9 protein-coding genes are annotated in these 17,341 nt (G+C 53.6%); 7 read left to right on the top strand and 2 right to left on the bottom strand.

Features of this window, described 5'->3' with window-relative positions; genetic code table 11:
• The first annotated feature begins 551 nt into the window (after positions 1-551).
• The 5 genes from NST43_RS21765 (at position 552) to NST43_RS21745 (ending at position 8,295) form a co-directional block, all read left to right on the top strand.
• Complete coding sequence (locus NST43_RS21765; protein WP_339219337.1) at positions 552-2,135, top strand: acyl CoA:acetate/3-ketoacid CoA transferase; 1,584 nt, start codon at positions 552-554, stop codon at positions 2,133-2,135.
• 73 nt (positions 2,136-2,208) lie between these two features.
• Complete coding sequence (locus tag NST43_RS21760) at positions 2,209-3,444, top strand: OFA family MFS transporter (protein WP_339219336.1); 1,236 nt, start codon at positions 2,209-2,211, stop codon at positions 3,442-3,444.
• 227 nt (positions 3,445-3,671) lie between these two features.
• A complete protein-coding gene (locus NST43_RS21755) occupies positions 3,672-4,625 on the top strand; it encodes a DUF561 domain-containing protein (RefSeq protein WP_209994621.1) in 954 nt (317 codons plus the stop codon).
• A gap of 110 nt (positions 4,626-4,735) precedes the next feature.
• The gene (locus NST43_RS21750) at positions 4,736-6,121 is read left to right on the top strand and encodes a sigma 54-interacting transcriptional regulator (RefSeq protein WP_339219334.1); all 1,386 of its coding nucleotides are present in this window, start codon (positions 4,736-4,738) and stop codon (positions 6,119-6,121) included.
• A gap of 65 nt (positions 6,122-6,186) precedes the next feature.
• A complete protein-coding gene (locus NST43_RS21745; RefSeq protein WP_339219333.1) occupies positions 6,187-8,295 on the top strand; it encodes a serine hydrolase in 2,109 nt (702 codons plus the stop codon).
• Between the two features lie 469 nt (positions 8,296-8,764).
• Here the strand turns inward: NST43_RS21745 and NST43_RS21740 are convergent, their stop codons facing one another.
• Complete coding sequence (locus NST43_RS21740) at positions 8,765-9,823, bottom strand: ankyrin repeat domain-containing protein (RefSeq protein ID WP_339219332.1); 1,059 nt, start codon at positions 9,821-9,823, stop codon at positions 8,765-8,767.
• Between the two features lie 304 nt (positions 9,824-10,127).
• Complete coding sequence (locus NST43_RS21735; RefSeq protein ID WP_339219330.1) at positions 10,128-13,853, bottom strand: glycoside hydrolase family 9 protein; 3,726 nt, start codon at positions 13,851-13,853, stop codon at positions 10,128-10,130.
• A gap of 321 nt (positions 13,854-14,174) precedes the next feature.
• Here NST43_RS21735 and NST43_RS21730 point away from each other — a divergent pair, with 321 nt between their 5' ends.
• Together NST43_RS21730 and NST43_RS21725 are read left to right on the top strand one after the other, a co-directional pair.
• Positions 14,175-15,551 carry a response regulator gene (locus NST43_RS21730; protein WP_339219328.1) on the top strand — a complete coding sequence of 459 codons (1,377 nt, stop codon included), beginning with the start codon at positions 14,175-14,177 and terminating at the stop codon, positions 15,549-15,551.
• Between the two features lie 97 nt (positions 15,552-15,648).
• Positions 15,649-17,319 carry a sensor histidine kinase gene (locus NST43_RS21725; protein WP_339219327.1) on the top strand — a complete coding sequence of 557 codons (1,671 nt, stop codon included), beginning with the start codon at positions 15,649-15,651 and terminating at the stop codon, positions 17,317-17,319.
• The last annotated feature ends 22 nt before the right edge of the window (positions 17,320-17,341 follow it).

Genomic DNA, 17,341 nt, shown 5'->3' with positions numbered 1-17,341 from the left:
GCTACAATGCCTTGAAGTCCCATCTCCAACCCTTTGTCTGATCCGCCGGACAGGATATGCCCTGGCTCCCTTGATTTAATACCCATCCAACCTGGCTGGAGAAAATAGTGTGGTTATTTTGCGACTGGCGGGTCCCGCCGGAATACAGATGAAGCACTAAAGAAATTAACGAAAAGCAAAAAGAAGCGGAGGGGAAATTTGGAGCTGGAGGAGCGGTAGCGTCCGCCTTTGTATTTAGATTTCTACCGCTAGGAGCGGTTCAAATCAGGAAATCTAAATTGGGCAGCGGCCGGAAGTCCAAATGTTCACCGCAGCGACGACCAAGCTTTGAGTTCAAACAAGCCAGTCGCAAAAAAACAACAGAAAAATGCCTTGAATTCAAGGTGTTTTGGAGCTATTGACCGGTCCTTTTTTCTGTATTACGATGACCTTGAGAAAACTTTCACAAGGAAATTCAGTCTCATAGATCAGCAAGAATGAGGCACACAGATCAGCGAATATTTTTTTTAACAAACGTAGTGAAATAATTCACATAAAGAGGAGCAGATGAAATGAGTAAAGTAATTTCAGCAGCCAAAGCAGCAGAACTTATCAAGGACGGGGACACAGTAGCAGCGAGTGGATTCGGATTATCCTGCTGGGCAGAAGAGATGGGGATCGCCATTGAAGAGCGCTTCGTGCAGACTGGACATCCGAAGAATCTGACCGTGATGCATGCCAGCGCAGTCGGCAACCGCCGCGATAAGGGCATGAGCCACCTGGGACATGAAGGCCTCATCAAACGCTGGATTGGCGGTATCGCCATCGCTTCCCCAGGAATGGCCAAGCTGATTGAAGAGGATAAATGCGAAGCCTATAACCTGCCTCAAGGGGTCATTACCCAGCTCTACCGCGAGATTGCGGCCAAGCGTCCGGGTGTGATTACTAAGGTAGGCATGGAGACCTTCGTCGATCCCCGCGTTGAGGGCGGCAAGATGTCCCCGTCTACGAAGGAAGACATCGTGAAGGTGATTGAACTAGAAGGCGAAGAGTGGCTGTTCTACAAGACCTTCCCGATTCAGATCGCCCTGATCCGTGGAACCGTAGCGGACGAGAACGGCAATCTGACGCTGGAAAAAGAAGGCCTGCACATGGAGGTTCTGCCGATCGCCCAGGCGGTCCGCAACTCCGGCGGCATCGTGATTGCCCAGGTAGAGACCGTGGCCAAGAACGGCACCTTGAATCCCAAGGATGTGAAGGTTCCGGGCATTCTGGTAGATTACCTCGTCGTGTCCACCCCGGAGAATCATTACCAGACCGAGAATACGCAGTATAATCCGGCCTTCTCCGGTCATGTCAAAGTGCCTGTGGATTCGATTGAAATCCTGCCGCTGGATGAGCGCAAAATCATCTCCCGCCGCACTGCCGTAGAGCTTCAGCCGAATACCATTCTGAATCTCGGCGTCGGCATCCCGGTGAATGTAGCGAACATTGCTGCTGAAGAGGGTGTGGACGACCAACTGATTCTGACCACAGAGGCAGGCTCGATCGGCGGGGTTCCCGCAGGGCTGAAGGACTTCGGTCATGCGTACAACTCTGAGGCGATTGTAGATCATGATGCCCAGTTCGATTTCTATGACGGCGGCGGCATTGACCTGTCGGTCCTTGGCCTGGCCCAGACGGATGAGTCGGGGAACGTGAATGTCAGCAAATTCGGCACACGGGTAGCAGGCTGCGGCGGATTCATCAATATCTCTCAGGCGGCGAAAAAGCTGGTGTTCGCGGGTACTTTTACAGCGGGCGGGCTGCAGATTAAGGTAGAGAATGGCAAGCTGCACATCATTCAAGAGGGCAAAGCCAAGAAATTCATCAAAAAGGTACAGCAGATCACCTTCAGCGGATCTTATGCCGCCAAGGTCCAGCAGCCGGTTGTGTATGTTACGGAACGCGCCGTCTTTGAACTGCTGAACGGTAAAATGACCTTAACCGAAATCGCGCCAGGCATCGACCTGCAGACAGAGATTCTGGATCAGATGGACTTCGAGCCGGTCATTTCACCGAATTTGAAGGAGATGGACGCGGCCATGTTCCAGGAGAATTGGGGCATGCTGAAGTCGATTATCGCCGATAAGAACCGGGTGCTGCAGGAAGTGTAGTTAATGTAAGTACCGTAAGTACCGTAAGTACCGTAAGCTGAACTTATAAACCAACTAAAAGAGGGATGATACCATGAACGTACAGTTGAACCGCTGGAGGATCTTGATTGCATCAACGATCATTAATATCTGTGTAGGCGCCATTTATGCTTTCAGTATTTTTGCACTGCCATTAACGAAGGTTTTCAGCGTGAGCATGCCGGATATTATGATTGCTTTTACCATTAATGCAGCGATTTCCCCGATTCCGATGATTCTAGGCGGTAAGCTGGTGGATAAAGGGGGGGCCAAGAAGGCGGTCTTCATCGGCGGTGCGATGTTCGGGATTGGTTTCATTCTCTCGGGCCTGGCTACTGCACCTTGGATGCTGTATATCACCTACGGTGTCATTACCGGGATTGGCCAGGGAATCGTGTATTCCTCGACCATCGGCAACAGCGTGAAGCTCTTTCCGGATAAAAGAGGTCTGGCAGCGGGGATCGTTACAGCCGGATATGGCGGCGGCACCATTGCTATCGCTCCTATCGCTAATGCGCTGATCACCAGCAATGGTGTACAGTCTGCCTTAATTACACTCGGCGTGGTTTTCCTGGTGATTATTCTGGGGCTTGGCCTGCTCGTCAAACCCGCCCCGGCCGGTTATGCTCCTGAAGGCTGGACCCCTCCGGTAACCGGAGCAGCCAAGGCGGGAGTAAATGTACCATGGAATGAGATGATCAAGAAGCCGATATTCTATGTGATTGCCTGTCTGTTCCTGATCGGCGCTCTGTCTGGTATGATGGTAACCGCGAATGCATCGGTAATCGGTCAAAAAATGTTCGGCTTAACTGCCGCCGCCGCTGCGCTCTACGTCAGCTTGTACTCACTGAGCAATTGCCTGGGCCGTGTGTTCTGGGGTGCAGTGTCCGATAGAATCGGCCGCGTGAAATGCCTGCTGATGATCTATCTGGTTATTGCAGCTATGATGCTTACGATTGCTCTAACGTCTTCTGTAGCCGGGTTTGCCATTGCCATTGCCGGGATCGGCTTATGCTTCGGCGGAACGATGGGGATCTTCCCGTCCATTGTCGGTGAGAAATTCGGCATGAAATATTACGGCGTGAACTACGGTGTCACCTTCATCGGCTACTCGGGAGCCGCGTTCTTCGGACCAAGAATTGCCGGCAGTGTAGCCGCAGCCAATGACGGAAACTTCACGAATGCTTTTTACATCGCGCTGGTCATCTCCCTGGTCGGCTTCGCCCTGACCTTCGTCTACAAGGCTATGGAGAAGCAGAAGCCCGGGCCGGAAGTGGCTAAGGCGGCTTAAAATAGTTGTATAAGAAGCATTTAAGATTTATACGAAAAGCAAAAAGAAGCGGAGGGGAAATTTGAAACTGTAGGAGCGATAGCGTCCGCCTTTGTCAACGGATTTCAACCGCGAAAAGCGGATTAAATTAAAGAAATCTGTTGACAACAGCGGCCGGAAGTTCAAATTTTACCGCAGCGCCGGATAAGCTTAAAAACAACATTAATTAATATATGGAGGTAATTATAATGTCGATTACACAACTGTTAGGAATTAAATATCCAATTTTCCAGGGCGGTATGGCTCAGATTGCTGTGTCTCCACTGGTGGGCGCGGTCTCCAATGCGGGCGGGCTGGGGATTATCGGCTCCGGCGGCTTCACCGCTGACCGTCTCCGTGACGAGATCCGCAAGGCCAAAGCAAGCACCGACAAGCCGTTTGCCGTCAACCTGATGCTGATGATGAACAATATTCCTGAGCTGATCCAGGTTATTATCGAAGAAGGCGTGAAGATCGTAACGACAGGCGCAGGCACACCTGCTCCCTATATGCCCATTCTGAAGGAACATGGTATTATCGTGATTCCGGTAGTCCCTTCGGTCAAAATCGCCAAGAAAATGGAAGCGCTCGGTGTGGATGCGATTGTAGCCGAGGGAACCGAAGCAGGCGGACATGTTGGTGAAACGACGACGATGGCCTTGCTGCCGCAAGTCGCCAGCGCGGTATCAATTCCGGTAATCGGGGCCGGCGGGATTGCCGATGGACGCGGGATTGCCGCTGCTTTTGCCCTCGGAGCCCAGGGTGTTCAGGTTGGAACCCGGTTCCTCGCGACCGTGGAATGCCCGACACATGAGAACTTCAAGCTGGCAGTCATCAACGCCGATGATACCAGCACAACCGTAACTGGCCGCAGCCTTGGCGGTCCGGTAAGAAGCATTAAGAACAGCATGATTGCCGAATTCCTCAGAATGGAGAATGAGAAGGCTTCGCGCGAAGAGCTGGAGAGCTTAAGCCTGGGCTCCCTGCGCAGAGCCGTATTTGAAGGAGATACCGATACCGGATCCGTCATGGCTGGACAGATCTGCGGGATGGTCAACAAGATTACCACCGTGGAAGAGATGATCACCACCATGTTCGCTGAGGCGCAGGAAGTGATGGAGAAGATGGGGAAAGTAACCTTTGAATCCGTAGTTCATGCTTAATTAAAGTTTGATCTGCATTAGCCAAGTGGTATCATTTAAATAATGATGCTGTTTGGCTTTTTGTCTAGCCGGAATGTAAGCGTTCATATTATGGTATAGGACTGATGAATGTGACCAAAAAAAACAAAAATACAGGGAAACCCGCGCTCGACGAATTCGTGGAAGAATATCCGTCAACGTTATTTGTTACCGATCAGAACGGGAATATCCTGATTTCCAATGAATTCACCGCTCTAACCATCGGCATCCATCTGGAGGAGCTGCTCAAGGCGAACGTCCAGGATCTGGTGAAGGCGGGCTATTACAGTCATTCCATCACGATGGAGGCTATTGCGACGAAGCAAAAGGTAACCAATACCGTCAATACCTCCAGAGGCTTCCATGTGTTCTCGTCGGCGATTCCCATTCTGGATAAGGACGGGGAGGTACAGCTGGTAGTTACCACCTCCAATGAATTCAGCCAGGAGCATAACTATTATGAAGCGAATGTGCCTGTGGCCCAGCAGATCCATAAGCAGTTAGGCGGTATGGCGGCGGAGAAGAAGAAAGGCATCGTGGCCGAGAGTCTGGCGATGAAGCAGATTATCAAGGTCTGCAACCAGATCGCCTCCTATGACAGCAAGGTGTTAATCTATGGTGAATCCGGCACAGGCAAAGAGGTGATCGCCAAGTATATCCATCTGAAGAGCGAGAAGTGGAAGGGGCCGTTCATTCCGATTAACTGTGCTGCGATTGCTCCGGCTCTATTCGAATACGAATTGTTCGGATATGAGAAGGGCGTCCTTGAAGGTCAGACCGAGGTCAAGGCGGGTATGATCGAAATTGCGAATGGCGGCGTGCTGTTCCTCGATGAGATTGCCGATCTGCCGATGGAGATGCAGGCCAAATTACTGCGGGTGCTTGAAAATAATGAAGTGAGACGCGTGGGCGGGATTACGAATATTCCGGTCCATTGCCGCGTGATCGCAGCTACCAACCGGGATCTGTGGAGTCTGGTCAAAAAGGGGCTGTTCCGCGAAGATCTGTATTACCGGATTAATGTGATTCCGATTCATATTCCGCCGCTGCGTAACCGGAAGCTGGACCTGGTAGGGTTAATCTCCAGCTTCATCACCAGCTTCAATGAGATGTACGGCAAGAAATATGTGCTGAGTGCCGAAGAATTCGATAAGATGCTGAACCAGCCCTGGCATGGAAATGTTAGAGAATTAAGGAATTACATCGAGCGGCTGGTGGTGACCGAGCATGTGGGCCAGAGCATACAGGAAGAGGAGCAGATTGGCGACTGGTTCTCCCTCGACCACTTCATTGAGAAGAATAAGCATCAGCTCGCAAGTCTGAAGGATTTCACTGCTGTAGCGGAGGGCCATTATATCAAAAAAGTGCTGCAGGATTGTGCCGGGAACGGGACGGAGGCGGCCAAGCGCCTGAACGTTGACCGGTCGGTAATCTACAGAAAGCTGAAGAAGATGGAAGAGGTGCTGCGATTTAAATGAACCTATTTCCAGGATAAGACGTATTATCACTGTGCGTGTTATTCTATGGAAATGGAGTGAATTGAATGAAACTATCATTGTTGCGACGCCGCTCTGCCTTTTGGACGAGGACCGTGCTTTCGGCTGCACTGGTTCTGACACTTACGGCTCCGGCTGTTCAGGCCGCCGCTGTTCCCCCTGCTTCTACCGCTCCGGCAGCTGCCACCGCAGCGGCCAAGCCGCTGACAACAGAGAATGCTGCGGCCTTCCTCAAGCAATTCTTCAGTTCGGATGCGGTGAAAGCGCAGCTATCCGGTGCGGTTGTTGTGGTGGTGAAGGATGGCAAGACGGTTATCGAAGAAGGCTTCGGATTCGCGGATAAGGATGCCAAAAGTAAGGTAGACCCTGACAAAACAGTCTTCCGTCTGGCCTCGGTATCCAAAACCTTCACTGCGACTGCCGCCATGCAGCTCGTTGAGCAAGGCAAACTAGATTTGAAAGCGGATTTTCAAGTCTATACCGGTCCGATGGCCTTCGACAACCCCTTCGGGGTTCCGGTAACTGTGGGAGATCTGCTGACCCACACCACCGGCTTCCGCATTCAAGACCCGCTGCCGGAAGACATCAATCAGGATTTCACCACCAAGGTGTCCATTGAGGATTATGTGGTGAAGCATATGCCTCCGGTGGTGCGTGAGCCCGGCACTTCCTACATGTATGACAATTTCGCTTCACTGCTGCTCGGTCTGGTGGTGCAGAAGGCCAGCGGCATGCCTTATGAGGATTATATGCAGCAGCATGTCTTCGCCCCGCTGAAGATGGATTCAAGCGGCTTCCTGCTGGAAGGCAAGCTGAAGGACAATCTTGCTACAGCCTATGACGCCACGGGCAAAGAGGTTGATCTCTACAACGTGACGCCAACCGTGATGCCGCATGGAGGCATGTTGTCCACCGGCGATGATGTCGGGAGGTTCATGACGGCTTTTCTGAACGGGGGAGCAGCGGGTACGAACCGCATCCTTAAGGCAGATACCGTACAATCGATGGAGGAATACCATTCTTCCATTCATCCGATGCTGCCGAATACCACTTACGGCTTTGAATCGGCTTTCCAGCTTCCCGGCGCTGGCAGCAGCCCGAAGATTATCACCAAGGCCGGTGATTTGATTGGATTCAGCTCTTATATGTTTCTTATTCCCGAGCAGAATACCGGGGTGTTCATTGGCTATAATCAGCAAAGTACACTGCGTGAGCTGTTCTACCCGGCCTTTATCCAGACGTTCTTCCCGCAATATGCCGCACCGGTGAAGCTGGATGCTTACAAGCCGATGAGCGCTGATGCACTGAAGGCATTCACCGGCTACTATGCGGATCTCCGTATCAAGAGTATGGTGTCTACAGTGTCTGTGCAGAATGGTGCGCTAACGATTAATGATGCTTTCCTGGGTTCCCGCAAGCTGATCCAGATAGATGATAATCTGTTCAAGGATGAGCTGACTGGCAAATTAACGGGCTTCGCCATGAAGGATGGCGGACAAAGCGCGTATATGAAGGAGCCTTACCTCAATCCGTTCAGTTATGCCCAGAAGGGACCGGATGGCGTTGGTTATGCCGACGTTCCCGCGAGCCATCCTTATGCCACTCCGGTGCGGATGCTCCAGTCGCTGGGGTATCTGACGAATGATGCCACGATGAGCTTCCAGCCCGAAGCAGGCGTTACGCGCGCCCAGTATGTGCGGCTGATGATGGAGAGTAGCGGGCTCAAGGGCAGCAATAGCGAGAAGCTGGCCTTCCCTGATCTCCAGGGCCATCCCGATGCCGCTTATATTCAGCAGGCCGTTGAACTGGGAATGATTGAAGGAACGGCCAGCGGAGAGTTCCAGCCGGACCGGGTCATCTCCCGTCAGGAGGCGGCAGTCATGATCTGGAGAATGTACAATAAGCAATATCCGGATAAAGCGTTCCAGAACGTGAAGCTATCCGGCAATACAGACAAATGGGCTGTTCCGGCCGTGAAGATGGCTGTGGCCCTGGGCCTGTACGGACCGGACTTCAAGCCTGATGCCAAGGGCGCTATGGATTACAAGTCCAGAGCTGCGCTGAGCAAGAAGGAGAACGCCGCCATCTTGTATGCGTTGTTCACGAACCCGATCGATCAGATCGTCAGCAAGCTGTCGGCGCAGGGTGGGAAGTAAGAACCTGCGGTTTGCAGCAGGTATGAATAGTGTGCCGGAGCTTTGGGATGATGATTTATGAAGCAGTCTAGTCGAAGCTTCCGGCGAATATGAATACAGGACCAGCCTTGGGCTGGTCCTGTTTCGTTGTGGGCTGCCATGCCGTATAAGAGCGGGCATGGGGCTAGATGAGTAGATGAGAGGGATAAATCCCTTTGGTTAAGCTGAAAGTGGGCTAGGAGAGTAGATGAGGAGCATTAGTGCACTTGATTCTGCCGAAAGCAGACGAGATGAGTAAATGAGGAGCACTAGTGCACCTGATTCCGCCGAATGCGAGCGATATGCTGAGATGAGGAGCATTAGTGCACTTGATTCTGCCGAAAGCAGACGAGATGAGTAAATGAGGAGCACTAGTGCTCCTGATTCTGCTGAAAGCGGGCGAAATGAGTGAATCAGGAGCATAAATGCACCTGATTCCGCCCAGCGCAATTTACAGATGTGCGGACTGAGCGCCCAGGCTCTCCAGCCATGCGGCCAGTTCTGTGGCATGGCTGCGCCTCGCGGCGTCCAGGGGCGTGAGGCCGTCCCATGGGGAGGGCCAGCTCAGCTCGGCTCCCCAGCCGAGCAGGAGTTCGGCGGCGGCGAGTTGTCCGCCGTGGCAGGCGCACCAGAAAGCGACGTTTACCTCGTCTGGTGCTGCTGAAACGGAGCTTGCGCCCCAAGGGTAGCGGCGCGGGAGCGGATCTCCGGCGAAGTGTGCCGCAATCGCATCAAGCAGACCGAGTGCCGCCGCGTGCCACAGCGCAGGCTGCGCGCCGCGCTCCACCAGCCGCTGCGCCGCCCGCCATTGCGCGAATGCCACAGCATCGTCCAGCGGGGTTCCGCCGGCGATGACTGCACCCGACGCCTCGATGTCGGCCCCGGCATCGAGCAGGAGGTCGAGCACCTCGATATCATCGCAGCTTGCTGCCCAGTGCAGCGGCGTCTCGCTGTGCGGACCGCTGAACTGCGCATTTACCTCCGCGCCTGCCTCAATCAGCGCGCCAACCACCACTGCATTATTGGGATAATGCCCCGGCCAATCGGTGGCAATATGCAGGAGCGTGCGGGACATCCCGCGATTAGTTCCGCCAGAGTTGTCGCCGTTTGCGCTTGCCCCAGCGTTGCCGCCGCTAGTAGCATTGCCATGGCCTTCGCTACTAGTTCCTGTGTTACTAACGCTCTCGCCGCCAGTCTCAGCATTGCCAGTGTCCCCGCTGCCAGCCCCAGTATTACTAACGCCCTCGCCGCCACTATCAGCATTGCCATAGCCCCCGCTACTATTCCCAGCACCGTCAGTCTCCCCGCTGCCGGCCCCTTCGTTACTTGCACGTCCCTCTTCAGTCCCGGCAATTCGGGCTGTAGCCAGCCCCGGGTTTCCGGCAAGTAATTGAGTCAACCCCGGCACATCGCCGGTACGAATTGCCTGTACAACAGACTTCGCCAGCGGATCATCAACAGTCAGCCACATGATATCTTCATCGCCCATCGTAGAACTCCCTCCATTCATCCGCTGTCCTCCCAATCTCCGACATCCTGCCAACAGTCTGCGGGTTCATAGCTGCGACAGCCCTGATGTTACAGCGGTGCACTCTGGTAACAGTGCTGTCAGACTGCACCGCTGTACATGAATATAGTATATCCTTTCTCTATTCTGCCTTCAAACTCGCATATTTCCTCCCGCTGAAGCGTGGGATATCCTTACGGCTCTTCGCTAAATTTGTACTCATCGCTAATCCTACGTATCCCCGCTAATCCTACGTATCCCCGCTAATCCTACGGCACTCCGCTAATCCTGCCGCTTTCCGCAACTCCTATGGCTCTTCACTGACCTCAGGTCCACCCAGCACCCCGGTACTTACCGCATCGGTGAAGGTATCGGTGGTGTTGAAGGAATAGGAATGCTGGCCGGGAGGCAGCTTGGTCTTGTATTGATAGATTCGGCCGTCGGCGTAATTCGTGTCTGCCGGATTCACAGGCTGCATTTTACGGACAACGCCGTCCAGAACAAGCTCCATTACAAAGGGAGGCTGATTGTCTGCATCGGTATAGGTTACATTGAAGGTGAATTCGGTCTGCGGAGTGCCTGCGGTAAGATCCACGCCTCCTGCGGTTAAGGTCGGCGCACTTCCGCTGACTTTGTTGGTCGCCTTAATCTCATCAATCAGCATCTCCCCCGGAGTGACGGTATTTTGCTTCAGCCATATCGACATCTTCACGGTTTTCTTGTCGATGGCCGGGGTTAGGGCGTTCAGATCGAATTGAAGATCACTCCAGGTGGAGGGGACCTCCATCCAGCCGCCGGTCAGATTGTAGGTGCGTTTGCCGTCACTGAGCTCAATCCGGGTCCTGAGATCAGGAGAGGCAGGGTTCTTCAGCGTAATATTCAGATATTGATAGCCGCTCAGATCGACCACATCGTTCCACGGCTGGAATTTGGCTGCTGAATTCACACTGGCCGGCGTCTGGGCGAATTGGCCCGCAGAGCGACCATCGGCGGTAAGCTTGGTGAACGTTCCCGTGCCGCCATTCTGATTATACCAGTTGACCCAGGTGGTGTTGGCCGCAGAACCGCCCCAGAACCCGGCCCCGCCGAAATCATCATATAACAGCGGAGTAGAAGGGTCCGGCAACGGTGGAGCTACGGTGTAATGGGTGGAACTGTAGGTGTACCCGCCGGAAGGAGCCTTGGCGCGGACACCCACTCTCCGGTTGGTATAAGGCAAGGACTGACTCTCATCAATGACCGCAGTATACACCGCACCGCTTACAGTAGAATACACATTCCCGGATACAGTCATCGGCTGATAAGGTAATCCAGTTGCCGCATACTCCACATCACTCAGCCCATCCCCTCCTTCGGCAAAAACAGTGACCTCTCCGCGCACCCATTCTCCAATCACCGGAGAGAGGACCGGCAAGGCAGGCGGTACCTCTGCTTGATCTGCACCTGTCCCCGGAGTGGCGCTTAATCCCATGACCGTATAGAGCAGTCCGGCTTGAATGCTAATACTGAATTCGTTGTACCGCCACTGATTGGTATCATCCAGATAGAGGGAACGGTCCTCATACCATGGACTTACACTGCTTTTATTCTTGGGGTCCTTCATATTGGGCCCGCTGACCATCGCCCCCGGAAGGATAATCCCGGTGTCACCCGCAGTATTGGATTCCTCATTGTAACGGGTATGCGGGAACATCACGTGATGGGTGCCAATGCCCGATACCCAGCTGATGTTCCACGGATTCTCTCCGAACACCCAGTACATTCCTTTCACCACTGCCTGAAGCGCTGCCGGATCACCGAATAATTCATAATACCGCAGCAGGTCCCCCAGATAAGAAGCATGAGGTTCGTTGACCCCGAAGTTCTTGAACTGGTTCAGGACTCCATAAGGGGTATCATCGGACATGGAGAGGAAGAAGTCGGCTTGCCCCTTGAGCAAGCTATGAATATGAGACTGCGTTGCAGCCTCGGCAACCGGATAGAATTCAGCCATGGACAGCGGGCTCATATCCCAGTAGTTCGTGGAAGAGATGTCGCCCAGGGTTAAGGCGTTAATCGTATTTGTGGCTGCATGCTTATATCGGGTATCACCGGTCAGCAGGTACAGCTCCACATCAGCCAGCAGCTTGGAATTGGGGATGCCTCCTCTGGTGGAATAAGATCCGATCGGACCGTCAGGATTGGCAACCACATATTCATAAAAGGTGACCGCAGCGATCTCGCATTGATTGGCGAAATCAGTCAGCGCTGCAATTTGAGCGGAAGCGATATCGCCTTCGCTTATGGCGGTGCGGATGGCCCGCGCGGTGGCGGCCAGCGTCCCTGAGGACTTGGCGGAGCCGCCGACACTCAGGTCCGTCAGCTTCCGGTCATCGGCGGTGCCGGACACATTGTCGGTAGATTTCTCAGGATGGACGAATGAAGCGTTGTTCCGCAGATTATACATCGCCCCGCCGAGCTGATCGGCGAACTTAATGAGGTACTCGCTGCCGAATACCGCCTCATCGACCAGATCCGGGATACCATTGCTGTCGTTATCGTACTTCACGCTGTCTTTGTCAGCATACCGTGTATAGGCCAAGGCAATCTCCGCGCCGACCCATTGGTTGCCGCCATATTTGCCGTAATCCCCGGCATCATACCAGCTTCCTGTCAGATCATAATGGGTCAGGCCGTCCGCAGACTGGGCATCATCCAGATGACCGGCGGCATGGTAGAGCTTGGCGGAAGGAGCGACGCTGCTGTAGCCTGCCGGATAAGCATCACTGGTCGCTACGGAGGCCCGTTGAAGCCGGTAGAAGGCCGTCATTTCATCCTTATATTGATCCCACAGATTCGGAGCGATCTCAAAAGAGTAGGAATACACCTGATTACTCCGCACTCGATAGTGGTTCCCCGGATCAGTGACGGGGGTGAAGCCGATGGAGTAGACATGCTTGTTCCAATGCAGACCCTGGTAGGTCATGGTGCCTGAATAGACCACGTTCGTCCCGTCCAGTATTTCATAAGTGGCGTCTGTAACGGTGGTGTCGGAGATGAATTTGGCGTTCTTGACATCGTCTGCGCTGTAACCGGCCTGGCTCACAACAATGTCTATCACCGAAGCAGCCTGGACTACGCTCAGATTGTGAACCGCGGTGGCGACTTCATCCGAGGTCGTATCTGTAGTGCGGAAATAGTAGGAGTGGGACCCGGCCGGAAGCTTCGTCATGTACCTGTAGCTTTTGCCGTCGGTGTAGGTGACATCGGCGGGGTCCGTCTCGCGCATAGCATAGGCTGTGTCATCAATGATGACCTGGACGGCAAAGGGTGCCTCATTATCCGGGTCGGTATATGTGGCTTCGAAGGTGAAATTAGTATTCTGGTTGTAGCTGCCGTCCGTATTGGCTGTCATCCCTGCCGGGCTTAGCCCGGGAGCAGACCCGCTGGATGCGGTAGTGAACACAATATCATCGACCAGCATCTCCCCGTAAGTTCCGCCGGCTTGTCTCAGCCAGATTTCCAGCTTCACCTTCTTCTTCTGAATCTTGGGTGACAAGGCATCCAGATCGAACTGGAGATCGGTCCAGGCCGCCGTGGCCGGAACATACCCTCCGGTCAGATTGTAATTGGTAATCCCGTCGCTGATCACGACACGAATGAGGGACTGGGCATACCCTGCATTGTTCAGGGACAGATTCATATAACGGTAGCCCGAGAGGTCGAAGGTCTCGTTCATCGGCTGAAACTTGGCCCAGGAGGAGGAGGAGCTTGGGGTTTGCGTGAATTTGCCAATGGTGCGGGTGCCTTGTGTGGTCTTGGTGAAGGTTCCGCTCCCGCCGCTCTGATTGAACCAGTTGGTCCAGTTCTGCTTGAAGACGCCTCCGCCGGCGAAATTATCATACAAGAGAGGGTGAGCGGGACCCGGCAAGGGGGCCACAGCAGCGGCGGCAGGCCGGGGGGACAGAGCAACACTGCACAGAATTAACAACAGACTGAGGCTTACAGATACGAACTTGTTAAATCTCTGGGGGAATGGACTTTGGATGAACATCGTAGAACCTCCTCATAATGGAATATCGTTAACCCGGCTCTCCTTTCTTTTATATGAAAACGCTTGCAAAAGTAGCATAAAAGAGTTACTATCACTAATCCATGATGAATTACAGGAAATATGTGATCTATACTAGGGGTGTAAAGGTGCGGTACCTACGGATCGGGGGACGAATAGAAGCTGGCGGCACAACATGCGGAAATAGATCACAGAAAAGCGGAAATAGATCATCTACGCTTATTTATTGCAAGTGTACTGTGGTACACAGAAGGACCTGAAGCTGCCTGGCGATGAATTGGCAATCGAAAGAGGGGGAACATCATGTATAAAATTCTCGTTGTGGATGATGAGCCGAGAGTGAGTGCAGGGATCCGGAATTTCCTGCTCACTTCGGATATGAACATCACGGAGGTGGAGACGGCCATCAATGGCTTTGAAGCGATTGACTATTTACGGATGGACCATTTCGATCTGGTGCTGACCGATATTCAGATGGGCCGGATGAGTGGGATTGAATTAATGGAGAATATCTATATGGAGCAGTGGAATGTTCCGGTGATCGTCATTTCAGCCCATGAGAAGTTTGATTTCGCCAAAAAATCGCTCCGGCTGGGAGCCAAGGATTATCTGGTGAAGCCGGTGGAGCGGACGGAGCTGCTGCGGGTGGTGCGCAAAGCGTTAACCCAGAAGGAGCTTCCTGAGAAAAGCCCGCAGGCGGAGCACCATCACATCCGGGAGCATTCCCGGCGCGAGGAGTGGCTGATGGAGCTGGTCACCGAGCGGAATCTGACGCCGCAGGATATTGAAGAGATCACCGGCGAATTGGGCGGCCTGCTGCAAGGGCCCTTTTTCGGAGTGATCTCCATCCGTATAGATTACAGCCAGGCCGGATTCAGCCGCCAGCAGGTTACGCTGCATGACCGCAAGCTGCTGAAATATGCGGCTCTCAATATTATGAACGAAACGTTATCCGAATGGGATGGCATCACCTTCAACGGCTTCGGCCATTCGATCATCAGCATCATCCAGTTATCCGCTGAGGATATGGGTGATCCCCAGGTTAGAGTGCACTCGCAGATCCAGATGATCGGGCAGATGATCGCCATGAACCTGAAGCAGCATTTGAATGCGGAGGCCATTATCGGACTCAGCACACTTGGCGGGGGTATCTCCACACTTCCCGGACTGCTGGAAGAAGCGGATACGGCTGCCGGGCGGAGCACTGTTCATCCCGGGCAAAAGGTGTTCTATTATGGCGATATCGCCATGCAGGAGCAGCTGAGCAGAGGGAAGCAGGAGCCGGATTCGGCGCAACAGCAACCACTGCAGGACCCGGACGGAGACCCGAGTGTAATCTCACGGATTACAAGCTACATCCAGAACCATTACCGGAATCCGGCGCTGAAGATCCAGGATATTTCCGAGGAGGTCCATTTCAGCGCGGCCCATCTGGGTTATATTTTCAAACGCGAGATGAAGACCAACCTCTGGGACTACGTGACCGCCCTGCGGATGGAAGAGGCCAAGCGCCTTATGATGGCTACGGACAAGAAGCGGTATGAAGTTGCCTATGCGGTAGGGTATGAATCGCCGGAGCACTTCAGCCGGATGTTCAAGCGGGTGCTGGGCCTCACTCCGGCAGAATTCCGCAAACAGGCCAGAGGAGGGGACCGGGCTGAAGGCGAAACTCAAACTTAAACTCAAGCTCAAACTCAAGCTCAAACATAAGGTCATCCTCGCCTTCCTGCTCTGTATCGTGCTCCCTTTCCTGGTGGTGGGCTGGATTTCAGCGTATGTGGCACTTCACACGATTAAGGAAGAGGTCGGCAGTACCACCCTGCAGCTGGTGAAGCAGAATCATGTCACGCTGGACAAAACGATATCGGCGATCAATGACCGGACGATTACGCTGCTGGATAATCATTTTTTCAGTAATCCGGTGGGGTACAGCTTCTGGACGGGAATTGATACCCTGAATGAGATCCAGCAGGCCGACAATATTCTGGAGAGCTGGTCTACCGGCGGCACGGAATATGCGATATATATGAAGAACATTGAGCGCAGGGATACGCCGTTCGATCTGTCCCACAAGACCAAAGGGTTCAAATATCTGAACCAGGTGAACAGCGGATTGCCGGACGTGATGGTCAAGCAGATGGATATTAGCGGGGCAGGGGCGCTGCGCGTCATTCCTTCAGGGAAGGGCGAGCGGACGGTCTCCTTCATGCGCAGTATTCTGAACCCCCGGAATTATAATGAGGTAATCGGGCTGCTGGTCGTCCATAAGGTCGAGGTGATGCTGACCCGGGATATGGTCTCGGTGGAGCTGCCTGCGGCGGCCGGAGCCTTCTTATTCAATGATAACGGGGAGCTGCTGATGTCCACCGGGTCAGGCAGTATTTCTGCGGCCGAGATCAGCAAGAACATCCAACCGGACGCCGCTTACGGTTATACCTTCGCCCAGGAAGGCGGGGAGGAGTGGCTCTATGCGTATTCGGACAGCTCCAGATTCCACACCCGGTTATTGTACAAAATCCCGCTGGCATCCATTACCGGCAAGCAAGTCTGGTTTCAAAAGCTGCTGGTGCTGATCTCCTTTGTGTTTCTGGCTTTTGTCCTGATGTTTGTTCTCTATCTGGTCAGACTTGTCGTCAAACCGGTCGTGAAGCTCGTCTCTGTGATGAAAATTTATGAGCCCGGCATCAAGCTGCCACTATCCGAGGAGCCGCTCCGGCATGATGAATTCGGCATTCTCCAGGGATCATTTGTGAAAATGACCCGCAGGCTGGATCATTCGATTGAAGAGAACTACGGGATGAAGCTGAAGCAGAAGGAATATGAGCTGCTGATGCTCCAATCCCAGATTACCCCCCATTATCTGTACAATACCCTGGACTCGATCTACTGGTATGCGCTGGATAGCGGAAATAGCGAGGTGGGCGAGATGGTGAGGGACTTGTCCATGCTGCTGCGCATCGGCCTTAGCCGGGGCCGGACGATGATTACTGCCGGGGAAGAACTGGAGCATGCCCAGGCGTACACCCGGCTGCAAACCAAACGTTATCCGGGTACCTTTGAGGTCTGGTGGCAGATTGGTGATTCCTTGAGGGACTATGAGACGCCGAAGGTTATCATCCAGCCGCTGATCGAGAATGCCATTCTTCACGGCGTACGCGGGATGGACGGAGAAGGAGAGATCCGGGTATCTGCGGTTCAAACGGAAGGAACGCTCCGCTTCATCGTAGAGGACAACGGGCATCTGCCGGTAGATCTGGAGGAGCTTGCCGCCATTCTGCGGGAAGAGCATAGTGCAAGAGGTTACGGCATCCGCAACGTGCACCAGCGAATCCAGCTCCATTACGGGGAGGCCTACGGGTTAAGCTATGAGCGAAGCGTCGAGGGGTGGACACGGGCCGTCATCACCTTGCCGCTGCGGCGGACGAAGACTGAACCTGCCGGTAACTGAGTGATAAAAGATCACATTTTTA

The organism is Paenibacillus sp. FSL H8-0332 (assembly GCF_037963835.1).
Taxonomy (GTDB): domain Bacteria; phylum Bacillota; class Bacilli; order Paenibacillales; family Paenibacillaceae; genus Paenibacillus_AQ; species Paenibacillus_AQ rhizoplanae.
Note: the sequence above shows the minus strand (reverse complement) of the source record. Positions and strands in the feature narration are given on the sequence as shown.